Source organism: Stenotrophomonas sp. SPM, assembly GCF_003105135.1.
Taxonomy (GTDB): Bacteria; Pseudomonadota; Gammaproteobacteria; order Xanthomonadales; family Xanthomonadaceae; genus Stenotrophomonas.
The window spans coordinates 1-21,887 of sequence record NZ_QETL01000067.1; the positions used below are offsets into that span (position 1 = coordinate 1).

Annotated in this window: 15 protein-coding genes and 1 riboswitch; of the genes, 6 read left to right on the top strand and 9 right to left on the bottom strand. The window is 68.5% G+C overall.

Annotated elements, in window-relative coordinates:
- Positions 1-218 precede the first annotated feature (218 nt).
- The 4 genes from DCO49_RS13735 to DCO49_RS13750 form a co-directional block, all read right to left on the bottom strand.
- The gene (locus DCO49_RS13735) at positions 219-2,207 is read right to left on the bottom strand and encodes an AsmA family protein (RefSeq protein WP_116864513.1); all 1,989 of its coding nucleotides are present in this window, start codon (positions 2,205-2,207) and stop codon (positions 219-221) included.
- An 83-nt stretch (positions 2,208-2,290) separates the two neighbouring features.
- Complete coding sequence (locus tag DCO49_RS13740) at positions 2,291-2,929, bottom strand: hemolysin III family protein (RefSeq protein ID WP_116864503.1); 639 nt, start codon at positions 2,927-2,929, stop codon at positions 2,291-2,293.
- A gap of 161 nt (positions 2,930-3,090) precedes the next feature.
- On the bottom strand, positions 3,091-4,695 hold the full coding sequence (locus tag DCO49_RS13745) for a peptide chain release factor 3 (protein ID WP_108769659.1): 1,605 nt from the start codon (positions 4,693-4,695) through the stop codon (positions 3,091-3,093).
- 66 nt (positions 4,696-4,761) lie between these two features.
- Positions 4,762-5,646 (bottom strand): M23 family metallopeptidase, encoded by an 885-nt coding sequence (locus DCO49_RS13750; protein ID WP_116864504.1) that lies wholly within the window; start codon positions 5,644-5,646, stop codon positions 4,762-4,764.
- A 148-nt stretch (positions 5,647-5,794) separates the two neighbouring features.
- Positions 5,795-5,913: riboswitch (SAM riboswitch) on the top strand.
- A gap of 77 nt (positions 5,914-5,990) precedes the next feature.
- Here DCO49_RS13750 and DCO49_RS13755 point away from each other — a divergent pair.
- Genes DCO49_RS13755 through DCO49_RS13765 form a run of 3 tightly spaced genes read left to right on the top strand, consistent with a single transcriptional unit; the run spans position 5,991 to position 9,300 of the window.
- Complete coding sequence (locus DCO49_RS13755; RefSeq protein WP_116864505.1) at positions 5,991-7,004, top strand: homoserine O-succinyltransferase; 1,014 nt, start codon at positions 5,991-5,993, stop codon at positions 7,002-7,004.
- The gene (locus DCO49_RS13760; protein WP_079222820.1) at positions 7,001-8,236 is read left to right on the top strand and encodes an O-succinylhomoserine (thiol)-lyase; all 1,236 of its coding nucleotides are present in this window, start codon (positions 7,001-7,003) and stop codon (positions 8,234-8,236) included. Before DCO49_RS13755 ends, DCO49_RS13760 begins: the two co-directional genes overlap by 4 nt.
- Positions 8,233-9,300 carry a homoserine dehydrogenase gene (locus DCO49_RS13765; RefSeq protein ID WP_116864506.1) on the top strand — a complete coding sequence of 356 codons (1,068 nt, stop codon included), beginning with the start codon at positions 8,233-8,235 and terminating at the stop codon, positions 9,298-9,300. The genes DCO49_RS13760 and DCO49_RS13765 overlap by 4 nt, the downstream gene beginning before the upstream one ends.
- A 129-nt stretch (positions 9,301-9,429) precedes the next feature.
- Here DCO49_RS13765 and DCO49_RS13770 read toward each other — a convergent pair whose 3' ends face one another.
- Both DCO49_RS13770 and DCO49_RS13775 read right to left on the bottom strand, forming a co-directional pair.
- Positions 9,430-10,431 carry an alpha/beta hydrolase gene (locus DCO49_RS13770; RefSeq protein ID WP_116864507.1) on the bottom strand — a complete coding sequence of 334 codons (1,002 nt, stop codon included), beginning with the start codon at positions 10,429-10,431 and terminating at the stop codon, positions 9,430-9,432.
- Between the two features lie 120 nt (positions 10,432-10,551).
- Positions 10,552-11,934: an L-serine ammonia-lyase gene (locus DCO49_RS13775; protein WP_116864508.1), complete on the bottom strand. Its 1,383-nt coding sequence runs from the start codon at positions 11,932-11,934 to the stop codon at positions 10,552-10,554.
- Positions 11,935-12,034: 100 nt separating this feature from the next.
- Here DCO49_RS13775 and DCO49_RS13780 point away from each other — a divergent pair, with 100 nt between their 5' ends.
- Positions 12,035-12,262 (top strand): glutaredoxin family protein, encoded by a 228-nt coding sequence (locus tag DCO49_RS13780; protein WP_116864509.1) that lies wholly within the window; start codon positions 12,035-12,037, stop codon positions 12,260-12,262.
- Positions 12,263-12,367: 105 nt separating this feature from the next.
- On the opposite strand, the gene DCO49_RS13785 is transcribed toward DCO49_RS13780, so the two are convergent.
- From DCO49_RS13785 to DCO49_RS13795, 3 genes are read right to left on the bottom strand one after another with little or no spacing between them, the layout of a single operon-like run.
- Positions 12,368-12,940 carry a YceI family protein gene (locus DCO49_RS13785; protein WP_079222816.1) on the bottom strand — a complete coding sequence of 191 codons (573 nt, stop codon included), beginning with the start codon at positions 12,938-12,940 and terminating at the stop codon, positions 12,368-12,370.
- Positions 12,941-12,943: 3 nt separating this feature from the next.
- Positions 12,944-13,516: a cytochrome b gene (locus tag DCO49_RS13790; RefSeq protein WP_116864510.1), complete on the bottom strand. Its 573-nt coding sequence runs from the start codon at positions 13,514-13,516 to the stop codon at positions 12,944-12,946.
- The gene (locus DCO49_RS13795; protein ID WP_116864514.1) at positions 13,513-14,157 is read right to left on the bottom strand and encodes a YceI family protein; all 645 of its coding nucleotides are present in this window, start codon (positions 14,155-14,157) and stop codon (positions 13,513-13,515) included. The genes DCO49_RS13790 and DCO49_RS13795 overlap by 4 nt, the downstream gene beginning before the upstream one ends.
- A gap of 162 nt (positions 14,158-14,319) precedes the next feature.
- On the opposite strand from DCO49_RS13795, the gene DCO49_RS13800 reads away from it, so the two are divergent.
- Together DCO49_RS13800 and DCO49_RS13805 are read left to right on the top strand one after the other, a co-directional pair.
- Positions 14,320-17,859 carry an ATP-binding protein gene (locus DCO49_RS13800; RefSeq protein WP_116864511.1) on the top strand — a complete coding sequence of 1,180 codons (3,540 nt, stop codon included), beginning with the start codon at positions 14,320-14,322 and terminating at the stop codon, positions 17,857-17,859.
- Positions 17,860-17,957: 98 nt separating this feature from the next.
- The gene (locus DCO49_RS13805; protein WP_116864512.1) at positions 17,958-21,488 is read left to right on the top strand and encodes a hybrid sensor histidine kinase/response regulator; all 3,531 of its coding nucleotides are present in this window, start codon (positions 17,958-17,960) and stop codon (positions 21,486-21,488) included.
- Positions 21,489-21,887: the final 399 nt, after the last annotated feature.

Consider the following 21,887-nt stretch of genomic DNA (forward strand, 5'->3'; position numbering starts at 1 on the left):
CACAGCTTTTGATTCTGCTTTTTCTTTTGATTTTGAATTCCTGCTCTCGTTCCGCGCGCGCAGGAAACTGTCGGGAGTGGGACGGGTGGGCCAGGCAGGACCGTTGGCGCCATGGATGGCGCCATCGAGCCCCCATGGACGGGTTTACGGCGTGTCCTGACTGGCCCACCCGTCCCACTCAAACCAGGATCAACAGAGGCGCCGCAGAACAACCGCTTTTACTTCGCGTACTGCCCACCGCAATTGGCATCCTTGCCCGGCCCCAGCTCAATCGTGGCCAGCAGCGCTGCCGGCGGGGCGATGCTGCCCAGCGCCAGGGCCACCGCGCCGCGCAGGCCGAGTGCCTTGAAATCCGGGCGGAACGACGGATCCTTGAACGTGCCGCCGATGCGCAGTGGCGAGCGCAGCACCAGGATGCTCTTGTCTTTCGGTCGCGGCTTCAGCAGCAGGTCCATCTGCTCATCGCGCAGGCTCACCGCGCCTTCGCCGATGATGATCGTGTCGGTGGTATCCACCGCCAACGCACGGCTGGTCATCAGGCCATCGCGCACGCCGAAATCAGCGAAGGCGCAGCGCAGCGGAATCTGCCGGTCACCGGTGAACAGGAATTTCAGCGACTCGGTGATGTCCAGGCCGGCCAGCTCCATCACCAGGTTGCCAACATGGCCACGGCCCATCGCCACGCCGACGTCGCCGCTGCTGCCGCCGAGCATGGCGGCAATGGAGTTGCCGCGGCCGGTCAGGTCGATCTGGCCGCTGATGCCACCCTTGGCCTGCTTGGCCAGATTCGCATCCGGGAACAGCTGGCCCAGCTGCACGCCGCGCACGCTGGCTTTCAGCGCCGTGGAAATCTGCGGCTGGCGTGCGTCCATGCGGATGGTGCTGCGGATGTCACCGCCGGCCACGCCGAAGTTCAGCGGATCCAGGCGCAGCACGCCGTCGTCCAGCAGCAGGTGCGCGTCCATGTCATCCAGCGGCAGCGAGGGCGCGTTGATGCGGTGGGCCTTCCAGCGGACGTCGGCATCCATCGCGCGCAGCTTGCCCAGGTTGTACGGAGTGTCCGGCAGTACGCGTGGGCTGGCGGCGACCTGTGCGGCCTGGGCTTTCTGCTCGGCATTGGCAGTCTCGCCGCCGCCGGTCTTCGGCGGGGCGCCAACGAAGCCCGCGAGGTCGTCGAAATCGAGTCGGCGTGATTCCAGCGTGGCGGTCAGGCGCGGACGGTCGCGGCCCACCTCGAACTGCAGGTTGCCGCCCAGGTCGCTGTCGCCGACCTTGCCGGTGAACCCTTCGTAGCGCCACACGTTGTGGTCGCGCTTGAGCCGGCCATCGAGGGCGTACGGCGGCGAGGGCGGGATGGCGATGCCCAGCAGCGGGTAGAGGTCGGCGAGGTCCTGGCCACTGAGTGCGAACTGCAGGTCGAACACCTGCAGCGCGAACGGGTTGGTCAGTGTACCGGTGGCCACGGCATGGGTACTGCCGGCACGGCCATCGAGGTGGATGCGGAAGGGATGCGCGCTGTCGGTCAGCTGCAGCGGTGATTCGGTGCCACCGCTGAGGGTGAACGGATTGCCCTGCCAGCGGCCCTGTCCCTTCACCAGCAGCGGCGGGGCGGTGTCGGCCTGTTTGTGAGCAGTGGTGGTCGCTTCGCCACTGCGCACGCCGACGCGGATGTCGGTGCGGCCCAAGGCATCCAAGTACTGCAGGCGCCCGTCATCGATCCGCAGGCCCTTCAGCTGCAGCGAGCTTTTGCCATCGCTGGCCGGCAGGAAATTCCAGTTGCCGGCCTCGCCCTTGCGCGGGGCGGCTTCCAGAAGCACGTCGGGGCGGGTCAGGCGTACTTCGGGCAACTGGATGCTGCCACGGAGCAGGGGCCAGACGCGGACGTCGATTTCCACGCGGTCGGCATTGGCCATGGTGGCCTGCTTCGACCACGACGCATTGGCGAAGGTGATCGCATCGGCGCGGATCGTGCTGGTCCGGCCGAGGTCGACATCCAGGTGGCCGATGTGCAGGGCGCGGCCGGTGCGGGCCTGCACCGCGCGTTCCACCGGCCCCTTGAACCAGTTCCAGTCCCACAGTGCGATGAGGATGAGCAGTGCGGCCAGCAGGAACACCAGCACGGCCAGCCAGCGCTGGCCACGTGGACCGGGGCGGCGGAGGCGCCAGCGCGAAGCGCGCGGTGCAGCAGGGGCAGGGGCAGCATTCACACTGCCATGGTTGCCCCAATCCGGGTGGACGGGGCGCGAAGCGCTCATGTGCATGGTGTGCACATGGGCGTCCGGCGGCAGGGTTACAGGACCTGCATGGTTACCGCGACGAAGTGGCAGACGCTGCCGCCGATGACGAACAGGTGCCAGATCGCGTGCGAATAGGGGATCGATTCGCGATGGTAGAAGTAGGTGCCCAGCGTGTAGGACAGGCCGCCGGCGAACAGCCAGGCCAGGGTCCCGCCGTCGATGGAGGCCCACATCGGCTTGATCGCCACGACCACCAGCCAGCCCATCGCGATGTAGATGCCGGTGGAGAGCGCCTTGAAGCGGCCGGTATAGAACAGCTTGAACACCACGCCGCCCAGGGCCAGCGCCCAGATGGCGGTGAACAGGCCCCAACCCCAGGGCCCGCGCAGGCCGATCAGGGTGAACGGCGTGTAGGTGCCGGCAATCAGCACGTAGATTGCGCAGTGGTCGAAGACCTTCAGCCGGCCCTTGGCCGTGGGGTGCTGGATGGCGTGGTACAGGGTGGAGGCGGTATACAGCAGCAGCAGGGCGATACCGAACACGATGGCGCTGGCAAGCTGCCAGCCGTCGCCGTAGATGGCGGCCAGGGTGATCAGGACGGCGCTGGCGGCCAGCGCGAACACGGCGCCGAGCCCGTGGGTCAGGGCGCTGGCGATTTCTTCACGGATGGAGGTAGCAGTCGTGGAGGACATGGTGATGACGTGGTTCGCGGGGAGGGGGACCCGCAGCCCCCCTATCATCGCCGCGATGGCGGGCGCTTGCACCCCCGTCACCGTATGGGGGATGAATCCGGCCGCCTCCAAGCGACGGGGTCAGAGCCCTTTCCTGCGGAAAGGGATCCGACCCCTGGCTTTCAACCCGCCGGGACGGTGTGCGCTGCTTCGCGGGTGGCCGAGAAGCGCACGTCCGGCGAGCGTTCCTGGGCCAGCTGCAGGTTCACCCGGGTCGGGGCCAGGTAGACCAGGTGGCCGGCGGCGTCCAGGGCCAGGTTCAGCGCGTTCTTCTCGCGGAACTCTTCCAGCTTCTTCTCGTTGCTGCAGTGGACCCAGCGTGCGGTGGAGACGCTGACCTGCTCGAAGGTCGCTTCCACGCCGTACTCGTCCTTCAGGCGGTAGGCAGCCACGTCGAACTGCAGCACACCCACCGCACCCAGGATCAGGTCGTTGCTGGTGAGCGGGCGGAAGAACTGGGTCGCACCTTCCTCGGACAGCTGGGCCAGGCCCTTCTGCAGCTGCTTGAGCTTGAGCGGATCGCGCAGGCGCGCGCGGCGGAACAGTTCCGGGGCGAAGTTGGGGATGCCGGTGAAGGTGACCGCTTCGCCTTCGGTGAAGGTATCGCCGATGGAGATGGTGCCGTGGTTGTGGATGCCGATGACATCGCCCGGCCACGCTTCGGCCGCGATCTCGCGGTCGCTGGCCATGAAGGTCAGTGCGTTGGCCAGTTTCATGTCCTTGCCAGTGCGCACGTGGAAGGTCTTCATGCCGGCGCTGAAGCGGCCCGAGCAGATGCGCATGAACGCCACGCGGTCGCGGTGCTGCGGATCCATGTTGGCCTGGATCTTGAACACGAAGCCGCTGAGCTTGTTCTCTTCCGGCGCGATGATGCGACCGGTGGTGGTGCGCGCCTGCGGCGGCGGTGCATGCTCGACGAAGAAGTCCAGCAGCGGCTGCACGCCGAAGTTGTTCACGCCCGAGCCGAAGAACACCGGGGTCTGCTTGCCGGCGCGGTAGGCGTCGAGGTCGAACGGGTGGCTGGCGCCCTGCACCAGCTCCAGTTCGTCGCGCAGTTCGGCCAGCATCTGTGCGCCGATCTTCTCGGCCAGGCCGGGCGCATCGATGGACGGGAAGATGGTCGAATCCTGGCGGGTGAAGTTGCGGCCCGGTTCGTACAGGTGCACTTCGCCGGTCAGCAGGTGGACCACGCCCTTCAGGCGCTGGCCCATGCCGATCGGCCAGGTGACCGGGGCGCACTGGATGCCCAGCACGGTCTCCACTTCATCCAGCAGCTCGATCGGGTCCTTGCCCTCGCGGTCGAGCTTGTTGATGAAGGTCATGATCGGGGTGTCGCGCAGGCGGCAGACTTCCATCAGCTTGATGGTGCGCTCTTCCACGCCCTTGGCCACGTCGATCACCATCAGCGCCGAGTCCACCGCGGTCAGCACGCGGTAGGTGTCCTCGCCGAAGTCAGCGTGGCCGGGGGTGTCGAGCAGATTGACGATCTTGCCTTCGTACGGGAACTGCATCACCGAGGAGGTGACGGAGATGCCGCGCTCCTTTTCCAGCGCCATCCAGTCGGACGTCGCGTGGCGGGCGGCCTTGCGGCCCTTCACCGAACCGGCCATCTGGATCGCACCGCCGAACAGCAGCAGCTTTTCGGTCAGCGTGGTCTTGCCGGCGTCAGGGTGGGAAATGATGGCGAAGGTGCGGCGACGCGACGCTTCGTTGGCGACTTCGGACATGGCAGTGGCGCCCGCCCGGGGCGCTTTTCAAAGAGATAAGCGCCCGATTATACCGGCCGGGGCCGGTCAGCGCCCGATGCCACCCTCGGCGTCGCCCTGGCGGGCGAACTGCAGCTGGCCCTGCGCGGTGAAAATGCGCACCGGCACCGAGCGCAGGCCCATGCCGCGGTTGACCTGGACCACGAAGTGCAGGTGCGGGGCGGTGCTGTAGCCGCTGTTGCCGGACAGGCCGATCGGCTGCCCGGCCTGCACCGCCTGGCCCGGACGCACGCGCATGCCGCCGGCCTGCAGGTGGCCATACAGCGCCATGCTGCCGTCGCTGTGCAGGATGCGGATGAAGTTGGCGCGACCGGCATCGCGTTCGCGGTCCTGGCCATTGGCCTTGAAGCCATCCTGCACCTGCATCACGGTGCCCTCGCGCGCGGCCATCACCAGGGTGGCCTCGGGCAGGGCGAAATCCACCGCGTCGCGGTTCTCTTCGTCCTCGTGGCTGAAGCGGCCGTTCGGGGCCTGGTCCACGCGCAGGTGCGGTGCTTCGAACGGCAGCCGGTAGGCGACGTCATCGGCCTGCGCGGCAGGATTGCCCGGCACCGACTGCAGGCGCACGTCCAGGCTGCGTCCCTCGGCGGGGGGCGGCAGGTGGCCGATCACCAGGCTGCCACCGCCCTGGACCAGTGAACGCACCGGCAGGCCCTCGATGGCGCCACCAGGCGCCGACCGCAGTTCGATCTGCACCGGGCCGGCCAAGGGATTGTCGATGTGTGCCTGCCATTGCCCGCCCATCGCCTGCAGTCGCAGCTGGGTCGTCGGCGCGGCCTGCGGGGCGTCGTCGCCGGCCGCAGCGGAGCCGGACTTCGGCACCAGTCCCCAGCCCTGGCGCCAGTCGCTGGCGTGGACGGTTGCGCTGGCCAGCAGCGGCAGCAGCAGGCAGGACAGGGGCAGGCGGGACATTGATGAATCCAGCGGAAAGGGCGCTGGGGACTGTAGCGGATCCTGAACACGGGGACCGGGCGCAGTTCGCGGAATGGCGGTTCATTTATTCCATCGCTTTATCCGCATGAAGGGATTGACATTGGCGAAAAGGGCTGGCATCGTGGCTCCACCATCGAGACCGGCAGAGGGACAGGCCCTTTGAAGCCGGGGCAGCCCGCAGACGCGAAAGCGTCTGCGTAGGTGCCAAATCCTGCGGGGACCGTGGCGTCCACCGAAAGATGGTTCGAACCATGCACCGCACGTGCATCTCGAACGCGAGCCCCGCGAAGGCTCGATGGCCGATTCCCCACACGGATCCCGCCATGAGCTTCGCCCCCAACACCGCCGCCCGTCCCGAATCCTTTGTCCCCGTCAGCGTGCATGCCGAGCGCGGCGAGTTCGCCGCCGTGCTGTCGATGCGCCACGCCGGGGCCAGCCCGGTGCGCCTGCGCTACGAGTGGGTGGGGCCGGCCAACGCGCCGGTGGTGGTGCTGGCCGGTGGCATCTCCGCCCATCGCCACGTCGCCTCCAATGCACAGTTCAGCGAAAAGGGCTGGGCCGAAGGCCTGGTCGGCAGCGGACGCGCGCTGGATCCGCAGCAGCTGCGCGTGCTGGCCTTCGATTTCATCGGTGCCGATGGCGCGCTGGACGTGCCGATCGATACCGCCGACCAGGCCGATGCGCTGGCGCTGCTGCTGGACCATCTCGGCATCCGCGTGCTGAAGGCCTTCGTCGGCTATTCCTATGGCGCGCTGGTCGGCCAGCAGTTCGCGATCCGCCACCGCAGCCGCGTGCGCCAGCTGGTGCTGGCCAGCGGCGCCCACCGCCCGCATCCGTATGCCGCCGCCTGGCGCGCGCTGCAGCGCCGTGCCGTTGCGCTGGGCCAGCTGCAGTGCGGCGAAGACCACGGCCTGGCCCTGGCCCGCCAGTTCGCCATGCTCAGCTACCGCACCCCGGAAGAGTTTGGTGAGCGCTTCGACGCGGCGCCGGAAGTGGTCAACGGCCGCGTGCGCGTGGCCGCCGAAGACTACCTCGATGCCGCCGGTGCACAGTACGTGGCGCGCACGCCGGTGACCGCCTACCTGCGCCTGTCCGAATCGATCGACCTGCACCGCGTGGACCCCGCCGCCATCCTGCCGCCCACCGTGGTGGTGGCCGTGGAAGGTGACCGCCTGGTGCCGCTGGCCGACCTGGTCGGCCTGGTCGAAGGGCTGGGCCCGCGCGGCAGCCTGCGCGTGCTGCGCTCGCCCTACGGCCACGACGCCTTCCTCAAAGAAACCGATCGCATCGACGCGATCCTTGCTACCGCCTTCCGCACTTCTGGAGAGTCCGCATGAGCCTGTACGCCAACGAGCCGTCCTGTAGCCGCACCACTGCCGCTGTCCGCGCCGGCATCGACCGCGACACCGCCCACGGTGCGGTCACCCCGCCGATCGTGCTGTCGTCCAACTTCAGTTTCGATGGCTTCGGCAACAAGCGGCAGTACGACTACACGCGCAGCGGCAACCCGACCCGCGACCTGCTGGGCGAAGCACTGGCCGAACTGGAAGGCGGCGCTGGCGGCGTCATCACCGCCACCGGCATGGGCGCGATCAACCTGGTGCTGAACGCACTGCTGGAGCCGGGCGACACCCTGGTGGTGCCGCACGATGCGTACGGCGGCAGCTGGCGCCTGTTCAATGCACTGGCCAAGAAGGGCCACTTCACCCTGGTTACCGCCGACCTCACCGACCCACGTGCGCTGGCCCAGGCGCTGGCCAGCCAGCCGAAGCTGGTGCTGGTGGAAACGCCGTCCAACCCTCTGCTGCGCATCACCGACCTGCGCTTCGTCATCGATGCCGCGCACAAGGCCGGTGCGCTTGTCGTGGTGGACAACACCTTCCTGTCGCCGGCCCTGCAGCAGCCGCTGTCGTTCGGTGCCGATGTGGTGCTGCATTCGACCACCAAGTACATCAACGGCCACAGTGACGTGGTCGGCGGCGCGGTGATCGCGCGCGACCCGGCGGTGCACGAGCAACTGGTGTGGTGGGGCAACGCGCTGGGCCTGACCGGTTCGCCGTTCGATGCCTTCCTGACCCTGCGCGGCCTGCGCACGCTGGATGCACGCCTGCGCGCGCACCAGGAGAACACCGCCTCGATCGTAGCCCTGCTGGATGCGCATCCGGCCGTGGCACGCGTCTACTATCCGGGCCTGGCCGACCATCCCGGCCACGCCATCGCCGCGCGCCAGCAGAGCGGTTTCGGCGCCATGCTGTCCTTCGAACTGGCGGCCTGCGAGGGCGAGGATCCGCACGCGGCGGTGCGCGCCTTCGTCGATGGCCTGCGCTACTTCACCCTGGCCGAATCGCTGGGCGGCGTCGAAAGCCTGGTCGCGCACCCGGCCACCATGACCCATGCGGCGATGACCGCCGAAGCACGTGCCGCGGCCGGTATCAGCGAAGGCCTGCTGCGCCTGTCGGTGGGCATCGAAGCCGAGCGTGACCTGCTGGCCGATCTCGACGCCGCGCTGCAGCGCGCCGAAGCGGTGATCGGCGCTGCGGTGCGCCGCAAACAGGTGGTGGATGCATGAGCGCGCTGGCTGCTGACATTCCCGCGCTCGGCGGTGGCCGCCTGGCCCTGCTCGGCACCGGCACGGTGGGCACGGCCTTCGTGCAGCGCTACCAGACGCTGCAGGCGCGCGGGCTGGACCTGCCCAGCGTGCAGTGGCTGGCCAACTCGCGCACGGCGCTGGCCATCGACCGCGACCTGGCGCTGCCGCTGGAACTGGCCCGACGCGCGCCACGTGATGGCCAGAGCTCGCCGCCGTGGGCCAGCACCGAAGGGCTGGAGCGCGGCGACGTGGTGGTCGATGCCACCGCCAGCGAGGACGTGGCCGCGCGCCACGTGCAGTGGCTGGCCCGTGGCGTGCACGTGGTGACCGCCAACAAGCTGGGCCGCGGTGCGCAGCTGGCACGCGCGCAGGCCATCGCCGAAAGCTGTGCCGACAGCGGTGCGCGCTACGGTGACAGCGCCACCGTGGGTGCCGGCCTGCCGCTGCTGAGCAGCCTGCGCGCGCTGGTGGCCGGTGGTGACCACATCCATGCAATCGAAGGCGTGCTGTCCGGATCGCTGGCCTGGCTGTTCCATCGCTACGACGGACGCTCACCGTTTTCGCTGGCGGTGCGCGAAGCTCTGGACGCTGGCTATACCGAGCCCGATCCGCGCGTGGACCTGTCCGGCGAGGACGTGCGGCGCAAGCTGCTGATCCTCGCCCGCAGCAGTGGGCTGGCACTGGATGCGGCGCAGGTGCAGGTGGAGTCGCTGGTGCCGGCGGCGCTGGCAGACGTGCCGCTGGCTGAAGCATTGGCCGCGCTGGAACAACTGGACGCGCCGCTGCAGGCGCGCTGGCAGCAGGCGCACGCGCAGGGCCGGGTGCTGCGCTTCGTCGGTCGTGTAGATGCAGATGGTGCACAGGTGGGACTGCGTGAACTGCCAGCCGATCATCCGCTGGCACAGGGGGCGGGTACGGATAACCGCGTGGCCATCCACAGCGATCGCTACCGCCAGCAACCGCTGCTGATCCAGGGCCCGGGCGCCGGTGCGGAAGTCACCGCTGCGGCGCTGCTGGATGACGTGCTGCGGATTGCGGGCTGACGGCCTGCGGTCAAGCTCGGTGGATCAGGAACTTCGTAGAGCCGAGCCTATGCTCGGCTGCGTTCTACCTGGCCGGCCCTGCGCGATGAGCCGAGCATGGGCTCGGCTCTACAAGGGGAACCCGGCAGGTCAACGCGTCTTCAATACCTTCAACAGCGCCGCGTTGAACTGCTTCGGGTCCTGCACCTGCGGCGAGTGCCCGAGTTCGGCGAACTCGACCAGAGTTGCACCGGGAATCGCCTGCGCGGCGGCCTTGCCCAGTGCGGGGTAGTTGCCCAGCGTGGCCTTCAGTTCCGGTGAGGCGCGGTCGCGGCCGATCGCGGTGCGATCCTTCTGGCCGATGAACAATGCGGTCGGTACCTGCAGGTGTTTCAGTTCGTAGACCACCGGCTGGTTGAACACCATGTCCGAGGTCAGTGCCTGGCTCCAGGCCACCGCCTGCTTGCCGGCGCCTTCGTACATGCCCGACTGCATGCGTGCCCAGTGCTCGTAAGCGGGCTTCCACTGGCCGTCGTAGTACACGTCCAGCTGGTAACGGCGGATGCTCTCATAGCTGGTCTTCAGTTCGCCGGCATACCACTCATCGACGCTGCGCCACGGCACGCCCAAAGCCTTCCAGTCTTCCAGACCGATCGGATTGACCAGCGACAGGCTGCGCAGCGCCTGCGGGTACATCAGCGCGTAGCGGATCGCGAGCATGCCGCCCATCGAATGGCCGACCAGGTGCACCGGCTGGTCGCCGAGCTGCAGCTGCTGCAGCAGGGCGTGGGTGTTGGCGGCCAGCTGGCCGAACGAATACTGGTAGCGCTCGGGCTTGCTGGCCTTGCAGAAGCCCACCTGGTCCGGTGCGATCACCCGGTAACCCGCGGCCACCAGCGGCGCGATGGTCTGCTGCCAGGTGGCCGCGCAGAAGTTCTTGCCGTGCAGCAGCACGACCACGCCAATTGCCTTCTTCTTCGGCGTGACGTCCAGGTAGGTCATTTCCAGCGGCTGGCCCTGCGATTGCAGGGCGAAGGTCTTCACCGGATAGCCGTAATCAAAGCCTTCCAGGCGCGCGCCGTAGGTCGGTGGCGGCACGGCGAGGGCGGACAACGGCAGGCAGGCAAAAAGGGCGGCGGCAATCACGCGCATGGGATTCTCCGTGACAGTGAACCCTGAGCCTAGCCGCAAACCGGTGACCGTGTCCTGCGGTGTGGAGCCGAGCCCATGCTCGGCTTTCCCCTCAGCCGGGCATGGGCCCGGCTCTACCACTCAGCACTCGATGACGTTCACCGCCAGGCCGCCACGGCTGGTTTCCTTGTACTTGTCCTGCATGTCGCGTCCGGTATCGCGCATGGTCTTGATGACCTTGTCCAGCGAGACCTTGTGCTTGCCGTCGCCGCGCATGGCCATGCGCGAGGCGTTGATCGCCTTCACCGCGCCCATCGCGTTGCGCTCGATGCACGGAATCTGCACCAGCCCGCCGATCGGGTCGCAGGTCAGGCCGAGGTTGTGTTCCATGCCGATTTCCGCGGCGTTCTCGATCTGGCTGGGGTTGCCGCCCAGCGCTGCCACCAGGCCACCGGCAGCCATCGAACAGGCCACGCCCACTTCGCCCTGGCAGCCCACTTCGGCGCCGGAGATCGAGGCGTTTTCCTTGTACAGGATGCCGATCGCCGCCGAGGTCAGCAGGAAGTCAAACACGCGCTGCTCGTTCGCCCCCGGGCAGAAGCGGTCGAAGTAATGCAGCACCGCAGGCAGCACGCCGGCCGCACCGTTGGTCGGCGCGGTGACCACGCGGCCACCCGCAGCGTTCTCTTCGTTCACCGCCAGTGCGTACAGGTTGACCCAGTCAAGCGTGGTCAGCGGGTCGCGCATCGCGGCTTCCGGTTTGGAGGACAGCTCGCGGTACAGCGCCGGTGCGCGGCGGCCGACCTTCAGGCCGCCCGGCAGCACGCCTTCCTCGCGGATGCCACGCGCCACGCACGACTGCATCGCGCTCCAGATCTCGCGCAGCTGGGCACGGATCTCGTCCTCGCTGCGCCAGCACTTCTCGTTCTCGAACATCAGCTGGGCGATGCTCAGGCCGCTGCGCGCGGTCTGCGCCAGCAACTCGTCGCCGCTCTTGAACGGGTAGGGCAGCGGGGTTTCATCGGGCACGATGCGGTCATCGGCCGCGTCGTCCTGGTTGACCACGAAGCCGCCGCCCACCGAGTAGTAATCGCGGGTGGCGATCACTTCGTCCTCGGCGTTGTAGGCGGTGAAGCGCATGCCGTTGGTGTGGTACGGCAGCTTCTGGCGCTTGTTCATGCCGAGGTCGCGCTTCTCGTCGAAGGCGATCTCGTGCTGGCCCATCAGCTGGATGCGCTTGCTGCTGCGGATGCGCTCCAGGGCGGCCGGGATGATGTCCGGGTCGATCAGGTTCGGGCGCTGGCCCTCCAGGCCGAGCAGGATCGCCTTGTCGGTACCGTGGCCGCGGCCGGTCAATGCCAGCGAGCCGTAGACGTCGGCGCGGATGCGCGCCACTTCGTGCAACCGGCCCGGGTCGAGCAGCCAGCGGTGGATGAAGCGCTCGGCGGCCTTCATCGGCCCGACGGTGTGCGAGGAACTCGGACCAATGCCGATCTTGAAAACGTCGAACGTGCTGACAGCCATGGTTGCCGTACTGCGGGTACCGGAAGAGACCGCTATTCTAGCGGTTCATTGCTGCAACCCATGGCTGCGGCGCAGCATTTCCAGCAAGGGGCCCGAACCGGTGTTGACCCTGTTCCAGCGTGACGACTGCCACCTGTGCGACATGGCCCTGGCCGAGCTGGCCAAGGCGCAGGCGCCGGAGTTCGAATCAGTGTTTCTGGACGACCAGCCCGGGCTGGAAGCGCGCTATGGCGCGCGGGTGCCGGTGCTGCGTGACGAGGCCGGCGGCCGCGAGCTGGACTGGCCGTTCGATGCGGCCGGTGTGCGGGCCTGGCTGGCTGCGGGGTGAATCCGCCGGGCATGGCCCGGCGGCAGATTCGGTCGCGGCGCGCGCAGCAGCCGAGCATGGCTCGGCTCTACAGAATGCGGCCGGGGCGGTGCCCCGGCCCATTGCTCATTTCGCGTCGAACTTCACGATCGTGCTGATCGAGGTCTCGTCCGGGATGGTCTTGGTGTCGGCCCAGTCGCCGCCGCCCACGCCGAAGTCCAGGCGCTTGACCGTCGCCTTGCCGGTCAGCACCGGCTGGGTGCCTGGCTTCCAGGTGAAGGTGAGGGTGACCGGCTTGCTGACGCCGCGCAGTTCCAGCGTGCCGTCGGCGGCGTACTGGTCGTTGCCCACGGCGCGGAAGCCCTTGGCGGTGTAGTGCGCGGTGGCGAACTTGCCGACGTTGAAGAAGTCCGCGCCCTGCAGGGTCGAGTCACGGTCGCTGTTGCCGCTCTTGGCGCCGGCCAGCGGAATCACCACGTCCAGCGAACCGGCGGCCGGGTTGGCCGGGTCGAAGCTGAGTTTGGTGGCAAAGCCCGGGAAACTGCCGGTGAACACTTCGCCGTCGTACTTGGTGGCGAACACAAGGATCGAGCCGGCACCGGGGGCCTGCGCGTAATCGGCGGCCAGCACCGGGGCGGTGGCAAGCATGCCGGCCAGGGCGGCGGCCACGGCGGCCGGGGTGGTCAGTTTCAGGGTCATCGGTCAGTCCTTCTGGGGGGAGGCGAGCCAGCCGCGCGGCAACATCCGCGAGAGGGTGGCATCACGCTGGAACAGGTGGTGGTAGAAGGCAGCGCCGGCATGGGCCAGCACCACCGCGATCAACAGCCAGAAACCGTATTCGTGGATGGCATGGGACACCGCGACGGTCTGCGGGTCTGGGCCGCTCAGCTTGGGCACGTCGACCAGGCCGAACCAGCGGAACGGACGCAGGCCGCTGGCCGAGTCGTACAGCCAGCCGGACAGCGGGATGGCGAACATCAGCAGGTAGAGCAGCACGTGGGTGGCGCTGGCGATGCGTTCCTGCCAGCTGGGCACGCCCGGCACCGGCTTCGGTGCGCCGGCATACAGGCGCCATCCGAGGCGGAACAGCACCAGGGCCAGCACGGTGATGCCGATCGACTTGTGCGCGGTGTAGACCCAGAAGTATTTCGGGGTCTTCGGCAGTTCACCCATGGTCAGGCCGACGATGCCCAAGGCGAGGATCAGCAGGGCGATCAACCAGTGCAGGGTCTGGCTGACACTGCCCCAGGCGGCGGGCGTGTTCTTGGCGGTCATCGGGAATCCTTGGGGGCCGTCGTGCTGTCGGAGTGGGAATCAGGGGCGGGAGTTCCCGGGGCATCGCTGCGGTCGAACGCCGCTTCGGCCTCGATCCTCACCTGTACGGCATCACCGATCACGCCCGGCCAGGCCGTGATGCCGAAGGCACGGCGGCTCAGCATGGTGGTGGCCGAGAAGCCGACGGTGCGGCGGAACGGCGGCAGCGGATAGCGCTTGACCGCGTTGAGGGTGACGTCGAGTACCACCGGCTGGCTGACCCCGCGCAGGGTCAGGGTGCCGGCAACCTGTGCATGCTTCTCATCGATCGGCTCCACGTGGGTGGAGACGAAGCGTGCAGTGGGGAAGCGTTCCCCATCGAGCAGGCTGCGGGCGAGGGTGGCCTGGTTCCATTTGTCATCACCCAGGTCCAATCGCGACACGGGAATCTCGACGTCCAGGGTCGCTTCCCGCCAGTTGTCGGGATCGAACCGCAGCTGTCCCGCACTGCCGGAAATCGTGCCCATCGCCTGCGAGTAACCGGCGTGGTCGATCGAGAACAGCACGCGGGTATGCACCGGATCGATGCGCCACGCATCGTTGCCGGCCCAGGCCGGGACGGCGGCGAGCAGCAGGGGCAGCAGGGCCAGGCAGGAACGCATCGGCAGGGCTCGGCGGAAAGGTGCCTCGATCATACGCACAGGCCCTGTGCTGCGCTGTGTGCACGGCTGCAACAGTTCGTGGTGGCAATGCGGCTGGAAACAGCCTGTTGCAGCGATGACCCCGGCCCTGTGTGACAATCGGCGCAGGACAGGGGGTTCAGGATGAAGAGCGGCTGGCGCCGGTACTGGCGGTGCATCGCAGGGGCAGGTCTGTTGCTGGTGGCGTTGGCCACCTCCGCGGCGACCTTGGACATGGCAGGTGAAACACCGCGCCTGCGTCGTTTCGGTGCGGCCGAAGGCTTGCCCTCGCGCATGGTGCTGGCCCTGGCTGAAGACCGCACCGGGCACATCTGGGCGGCCACCGATGGCGGCCTGGCACGCTATGACGGCGGCACCCTGCGGGTCTGGCAGCATGATCCGGAACAGCCCGGCTCGCTGCCCGGCAACGAGATCGAAACACTGATGGTCGATCCGCTCGACCGCGTCTGGGTCGGCATCAACGGCAAGGGCGTGGCACGACTGGATGCCGACCGCGAGCGCTTCAAATCCTTCGACGCACTCAACAACGAATGCCAGGGCCAGGCCTGGACCCTGGCCTATGCCCAGGATGCGCTGTGGGTCGGCAGCAGCACCCATGGCGTCTGCCGCATGGGCGAGGACGGCAGCCTGCGCTTCTTCCGGCAGTCGGCGGGCGGGCTGCCCAGCGACACCATCTACAGCAGCCTGGTCGACGCGCAGGGCCGCCTGTGGCTGGGCACCGAGGCGGGCCTGGCACGCTGGAACGGCACGGCCTTCGAAGCGGTGGCCGCGCGCGAACTGGGCGCGGTAAGCGTGCTGCGGCTGAGCCGTGACGCCGAGGGCGCGATCTGGATCGGCACCCAGAACGATGGCCTGTACCGGATCGATGCGCAGGACCGGGTCAGCCGGCCGCGCTGGGCCGACAGTGCCCAGCTGCGTTCGGCCATCGTGCTGGCCGACCGCCAGGGCGGTTACTGGGCCGGTACCTCCGATGGCCTGCTGCGCGGCGATGCGGCCCAGCTGCGGCGGCTGGAAGGCGACCGCGGCAGCGCTTTCCTGACCAGCCACAGCGGCGTGCTGGACTTGCTTCAGGACCACGAGGGTGGCATGTGGGTGGCACTGCTGACCCAGGGTCTTGCCTATCTGCCGCCGGACTGGCGGCGCTTTTCCACCTGGTACCAGCTGGATGGACGCCCGCTGGACAGCCAGTACCTGCTGAGCGCGGCCAGCGACGGCCGCAACTACTTCGTCGGCTCGGCCCACGGCGTCTACCAGGTCAACGCGCAGGGCACGCTGAGCCTGCTGGCCAGCGACCGCGAGCTGGGCAGCGGTGCGGTGTGGTCGGTGCTGCCGCGCCCGGATGGCAGCCTGTGGTTGGGTCGCGCGGGGCGCCTGAGCGTCTACGACCCGGCGCGGCGCACGCTGCGCGACTGGCCCATTGCCGGTGGCGCCGACCTGCGCCAGCGCATCGACCTGATGCGCGAGGCGCCCGACGGCACGGTCTGGATCTCGGTGATGAACCTCGGCCTGCAGCATCGCGCCAGCGATGGACGGGTGCTGCGCACCTTCGATCTGGCCGCGCTGCGCGGCGAAGGCGATGCGCCGGTGGAGCAGATCCGCTTCGATGCGCGCGGCCAGGCCTGGCTGGTCGGTGCGCTGGGCATCTGGCGCGAACAGGCCGACCGCTTCGTCGCCGTGCCAGGGGTGTCGCAGGGGCAGATCTTCGATCTGGTCTGGATCGACCCGCAGCAGGTGTGGCTGGCGCGGCAGGGAGCGTTCGAACGCTACCAGTGGGATGGCCTGGGCCTGCGCCTGATCCAGCGCGTCGATGCCACGCACGGCATGCCGCCGGTCAGCATGGGCGGCCTGGCGCTGGGCCGCGATGGGCGGGTGTGGGCGACCACGCCGCGCGGGCTGCTGCGCTGGGATCCGCAGACGCGGCGCGTGCAGCAGTTCAACGAACGCGATGGCCTGCCCGATGCCGAGTTCACCGGACGGCCGCCGGCGATCGGTGCCGACGGCCGGGTGCTCGCGGTCACCCAGACCGGCCTGGTTGGCTTCGATCCCGATGCGCCCGACGTGGAACTGCCGCCCTCGCAGCTGGTGATCGCGCAGGTGCGAGTGCGCCGCGACGATGCAAGGGGCTGGCAGCCACTGCCGGCCACCGGCACGCTGCTGCTGGGCCCGGATGATCGCGACCTGCAGATCGACGCGCGCCTGCTGTCCTACGCCAACCCGCAGGGCAACCGCTACCGGTTCCGTGTTGAAGGCTATGACCAGAACTGGGTGGAGCAGGGCGGTGATGGCCAGCGCACGCTGTCGCGGCTGCCACCAGGGCTGTACTCGATCGAAGTGCAGGCCGCCACCGCCAGCGGGCCGTGGACGGCTTCGCAGCGGCTGCAGGTGAAGGTGCTGCCGCCGTGGTGGCGTAGCGGCATGGCCATCTTCGGCTACCTGATGCTGGGCTCGCTGTTGTTGCTGGTGATGGTGTGGTCGATCCGCCGGCGCCTGCGGCGGCGCCAGCAATGGCAGTTGACCGTGCACAAGCAGCAGCTGGCCGAACAGGCCTCGCAGGCCAAGAGCCGCTTCCTGGCCACGCTGGGCCACGAGGTGCGCACGCCGATGACCGGCGTGCTGGGCATGAGCGAGCTGCTGCTGGCCACCGAGCTGGACCCGGTGCAACGCAGCTATGCCGGGTCGATCCAGCAGGCCGGCAGCCATCTGCTGCGGCTGGTGAACGACGCGCTGGACCTGGCCCGCATCGAAGCGGGTCGCCTGGAACTGGATATCCGTCCGTTCGATCTGAACGGCCTGCTCGACCAGGTGCAGGCGCTGATGCAGCCGATGGCCCAGCAGCGGCAGCTGGCGTTCCGGCGCGAAGATGCGCTGCCGGGTCCGGTCTGCGTCAGCGGCGATGAAATGCGGGTGCGGCAGATCCTGCTGAACCTGCTCGGCAACGCGGTCAAGTTCACCGATCGTGGTTACGTGGGGCTCGGCGCGATCCTCGACGAGGATGGCAATGGCGTGACCTTCGAGGTCAGCGACAGTGGGCCTGGCATCAACGCCGAGCAGCAGCGCCGGCTGTTCCATCGCTTCGAACAGGCCGACGGGCCGCGCACCGCCTCGCGCTACGGCGGCAGTGGGCTGGGTCTGGCGATCTGCCAGGAACTGGCAGTGGCGATGGGCGGACGCATCGACGTGGACAGTCAGCTGGGCCGGGGCGCGCGTTTCCGCGTATGGGTTCCGCTGCCCTGGACCCGCCAGGCGGCGTCGGCGCAGAGCGAGGTGAGCACGGTGCCGGTGCTGCCGGCCCTGCGCATCCTGCTGGTGGAAGACGATGTGACCGTGGCCGAGGTCATCGCCGGCCTGCTGCGCGCACGCGGGCACCAGGTCGTGCATGTGCTGCACGGGCTGGGCGCGCTTTCGGAGATCGCCACCGACTGCTTCGATGTCGGCCTGCTCGACCTGGACCTGCCGGCGCTGGATGGCACCGCCATCGCCCGCCAGCTGCGTGCGATGGGCTATGAGCTGCCGCTGGTGGCGGTGACCGCGCGGTCCGATGCGTATGCAGAAACCCAGGTGCTCGCCGCCGGTTTCGACGGGTTCCTGCGCAAGCCGGTGACCGGCGACCTGCTGGTGTCGGCAATCCAGCAGGCCCGCGCAAAACGCCAGGTGGATGTCTGATTGAGGCACTGGCAGACGTGAATGCCCTGACTTTCGGTTTACCATGCCGACGCCGCACAACGCGGGGTTCATCAACAGGCAGCGTGAGGAGGCAATCGGTGGCGTATCTGCGGGCGGCGACGCTGCTGCTGATCCTCCTGTGCGTCCTGGCGCCCGTGGCCGCGCAGCCGGTGCCGCCGACACCGCGGCAGGTGACCGTGTTCGACGGCCTGCCGTCCAACACCGTCAACCGCATGGCCGAAGACCGCTACGGCTACCTGTGGATCGCCACCAATGACGGCCTCGCCCGCTACGACGGGCGCAATTACCGTGTCTGGCGTTCCGAGGACGGGCTGCGTGACAACCGCATCTGGACCGTGCTGGTCGATGCCCAGAACGAGCTGTGGATCGGCACCGAGAATGCCGGCCTGGTGCGGATGTCGGCCGACCGCCGGCAGCTGCGCTTCTACGACCGCAGCAGCCAGCCGCTGATGGCCAGCAACACGGTGTGGAGCCTGGCCTCCACCCCGGACGGCTCCATCTGGTTCGGCACCTATGGCGGCGGCCTGTACCGGCTGGATGACAAGGACCGCCTGCAGCGCTTCCTGCCTGAAGAGGACAACCCTCGCAGCGTGCCGGCCGCCTCGATTCCGTTCCTGGCGACCCTGCCCGATGGCACGCTGTGGGTGGGGACGAAGCACGGTCTCGCGCGCTGGACCGGTACTGATTTCGAACGCGTCGACGCGGATGCGCTGCCCAGCCAGCTGGTCATCGGCATGACCGCCGAGCCCGACGGCAGCCTGTGGATCAGCACCGTGGCCGGCGCCACCGTGCGCCGGCCCGACGGCCACTTCGAGGCACCGCAGTGGCAGCTGCCCGCCGGTGACGAAGTGCTGGGCATGATGCTGCGCGATGAGCAGGGCGGGCACTGGCTGGATACGCGCAGTGGCCTGGGCCGCGCGGTGAATGGCCAGTACCAGACCGTGCCGCTGTACAGCGCCGTGGCGCGTGGCCAAGTGCGGCCGAACTGGGCCGGCGCCTATGAAGACCGCGAAGGCGGCATCTGGCTGGCCAGTACCAATGCCGGCCTGTGGCACCTGCTGCCGCGCTGGTGGCAGTTCTCGGTGTTCTCGCGGCTGGAGGATGATCCGTCGTCACTGCGCAATGCCTACGTGCTGGGCACCAGTCCGTCCGCCAATGGCGGCGTGTGGACGGTCGGCAGCCACGGTGCGCTGGACCGCTTCGACCCGCGCAGTGGTGACATCGAGCAGCACCGCACCTTCCTCAACGGCATGCACTGGCTGACCTCGGTACGCGAGGATCGGCACGGCCAGGTCTGGGTTGGTTCGACCGATGCGCTGCTGCGTTACGACCCGCGCACCCGCGCGCTGCGTCGCTGGGATGGCGGCAGCGGCGCCGATGCCACGATGGAAGGCAACATCGACGCGATGATGACCTGCGACGGCGACAGCCTGTGGCTGATGCTTCCGTCGGGCCTGCAGCAGCGCGATCTCGACGGACACCTGCGCCGGCAGCTGGAAAATGGCCGCGACGGCCTGCAGGCCGGCCAGCTCAACATGGATGTCGAATGCGGTCCGCAGGACCGGATCTGGCTGGCCAGCAGCCGCGGCCTGCTGCAGTGGCAGCCGGACGCACAGCGCTTCCAGCCCGTGCCCGGGGCGCCTGCCACGCCGGTGTATGCGATCGACGTGGGCGCCGATGGGCAGGTCTGGCTGTCCGAGGATGGACGCCTGTCGCGCTACCTCTGGCGCAACGGGCGCCTGGAGCGGCAGGCGGTGATCGGCAGCGAGCAGGGCTACCCGGCCATCGCCGCGACCGGCCTGGTGGTCGACGCGCGCGGCGTCGCCTGGGCCAGCGGTGCGCGCGGCCTGGTGCGGGTGGGTGCCGATGGCCAGAGCGTGCGCCTGTATGGCGTGCATGACGGCCTGCCCAGCCAGGAATTCCGCGACCACACGCTGATCGCCACGGCGAGCGGGCAGCTGGTGGCCGGTACGCCGGCCGGTGTGGTGGCATTCGATCCCGACCTGGTGCGACCTTCGACCCGGCGCGCGCCGCTGGTGATCGAGCGGGTGGAGGTGCGCCGCAACGAACAGGTCCTGGACCTGACCCACGACACACCGCTGCAGATCACCGACGGCGATCGCGACCTGCGCATCGTCGCGCGCCTGCTGTCCTTCGCCGATTCAGCGTCCAACAGCTACCGCTACCGGCTGACCGGTTACGATCCGGACTGGGTGGAAGTGGGGGCGGGGGGCGAGCGACTGTTCTCGCGCCTGCCGCCGGGTGCGTACCGGCTGGAAGTGCAGGCGCGCTCGGCCGACCACGTGTGGTCGCGGGTGGAAGCGCTGGAGTTCCATGTGCTTCCACCGTGGTGGCGCAGCCTGTCCGGTTTGCTGGTGCTGACGTCCATCGCACTGCTGCTGACCAGCTGGTTCGCCTGGTTGTACCGGCGCCGCCTGCAGCGCAAGCACGCCTACCAGCTGGCTCTGCACAAGCAGGAGCTGGCCGAACAGGCGTCGGCGGCGAAGACGCGGTTCCTGGCCAACCTGGGCCATGAGATCCGCACGCCGATGACCGGCGTGCTGGGCATGAGCGAACTGCTGCTGGCCTCGCCGCTGGACCCGCAGCAGCGCGGTTACACGCAGTCGATCCGCCATGCCGGCGAGCACCTGCTGCACCTGGTGAACGATGCACTGGACCTGGCCCGGATCGAATCCGGTCGCCTGGAGCTGCAGTCGCGACCGTTCGCGCTGAACGGCCTGCTGCAGGACCTCGCCGCCCTGATGGGGCCGCTGGCCGCGCAGAAGGGCCTGCGCTTCGTGCTGGACAACCAGCTGCCTGCGGGCCTGCAGGCGACCGGCGATGCGATGCGGGTGCGGCAGATCCTGCTGAACCTGCTGTCCAACGCAGTGAAGTTCACCAGCCGCGGCACCATCACCCTGCTTGTGCGCTGCGAGGACGGCCCGCGTGGCCTGCATTTCGAAGTGCACGATACCGGCCCGGGCATCAGCCAGGAACAGCAGCAGCGCCTGTTCCGTCGTTTCGAGCAGGCCGACGGCGCACGCACGGCCGCGCAGTACGGTGGCAGTGGCCTGGGCCTGGCGATCTGCCGCGAACTGGCGCAGGCCATGCAGGGCCGGATCCGCGTGGAGAGCCAGCTTGGCAGAGGCACCCGCTTCGAGGTGAGCCTGCCATTGCCGCTGCAGCAGGATGGCGCGAGCGAAGACGGCGAGGCGATGATGGGCGAGGACGCGGTGGCGAACATGCCGGCGCTGCGGATCCTGCTGGTGGAAGACGATGCCACCGTGGCCGATGTGGTGATCGGCCTGTTGACCGCGCGCGGCCATGAGGTGGTGCATGCCGGCCATGCGCTGGCGGCACTGCGCGAGATCAGCGCGGGCGATTTCGATGTCGGCCTGCTGGATCTGGACCTGCCGGGCCTGAGTGGTTTCGAGCTGGCCCAGCACCTGCGCAACCAGGGCTACATGTTGCCGCTGCTGGCGGTGACTGCGCGTACCGATGCGGACCTGCAGGAGCAGGTGGAGGCCGCGGGCATCGGCGGGTTCCTGCGCAAGCCGGTGACCGGTGAGCTGCTGGTCGAAGCGATCGCGCGGGTACTGGGTAGGTAGGTTTTTTGCAGGGCTTGCAGCCCTGCACCTGCTGCAAGCCAAGGCAACGTCAACGTCAACAGCTGGTTTCCTGAGGGTAGGCGGGGTGGGTCCGGTTGAGGGGGACGCTGCAAGTACGTCCCTGTAAGCTCGGTCGCCGCTTGCTCGTGTGCGCTGTCCTGCGCATACGGCAAGACCGGGGTTGGGCGTCCTGCCCAACCCGCCCGAGGCATGCCTCGGGCCCATGCCGCTCACACCCCCTCAACCGGACCCACCCCGCCTTCGACAGTTTCCTGCGATCTGTCGGAACTGCGTTCTGCTTTGGTAGGTGCCGACCGTCGGTCGGCACGAATGAATTCATTCGATATCTGACAGATGTGCCGACCAACGGTCGGCACCCACCAACAGCGCACGGATTCT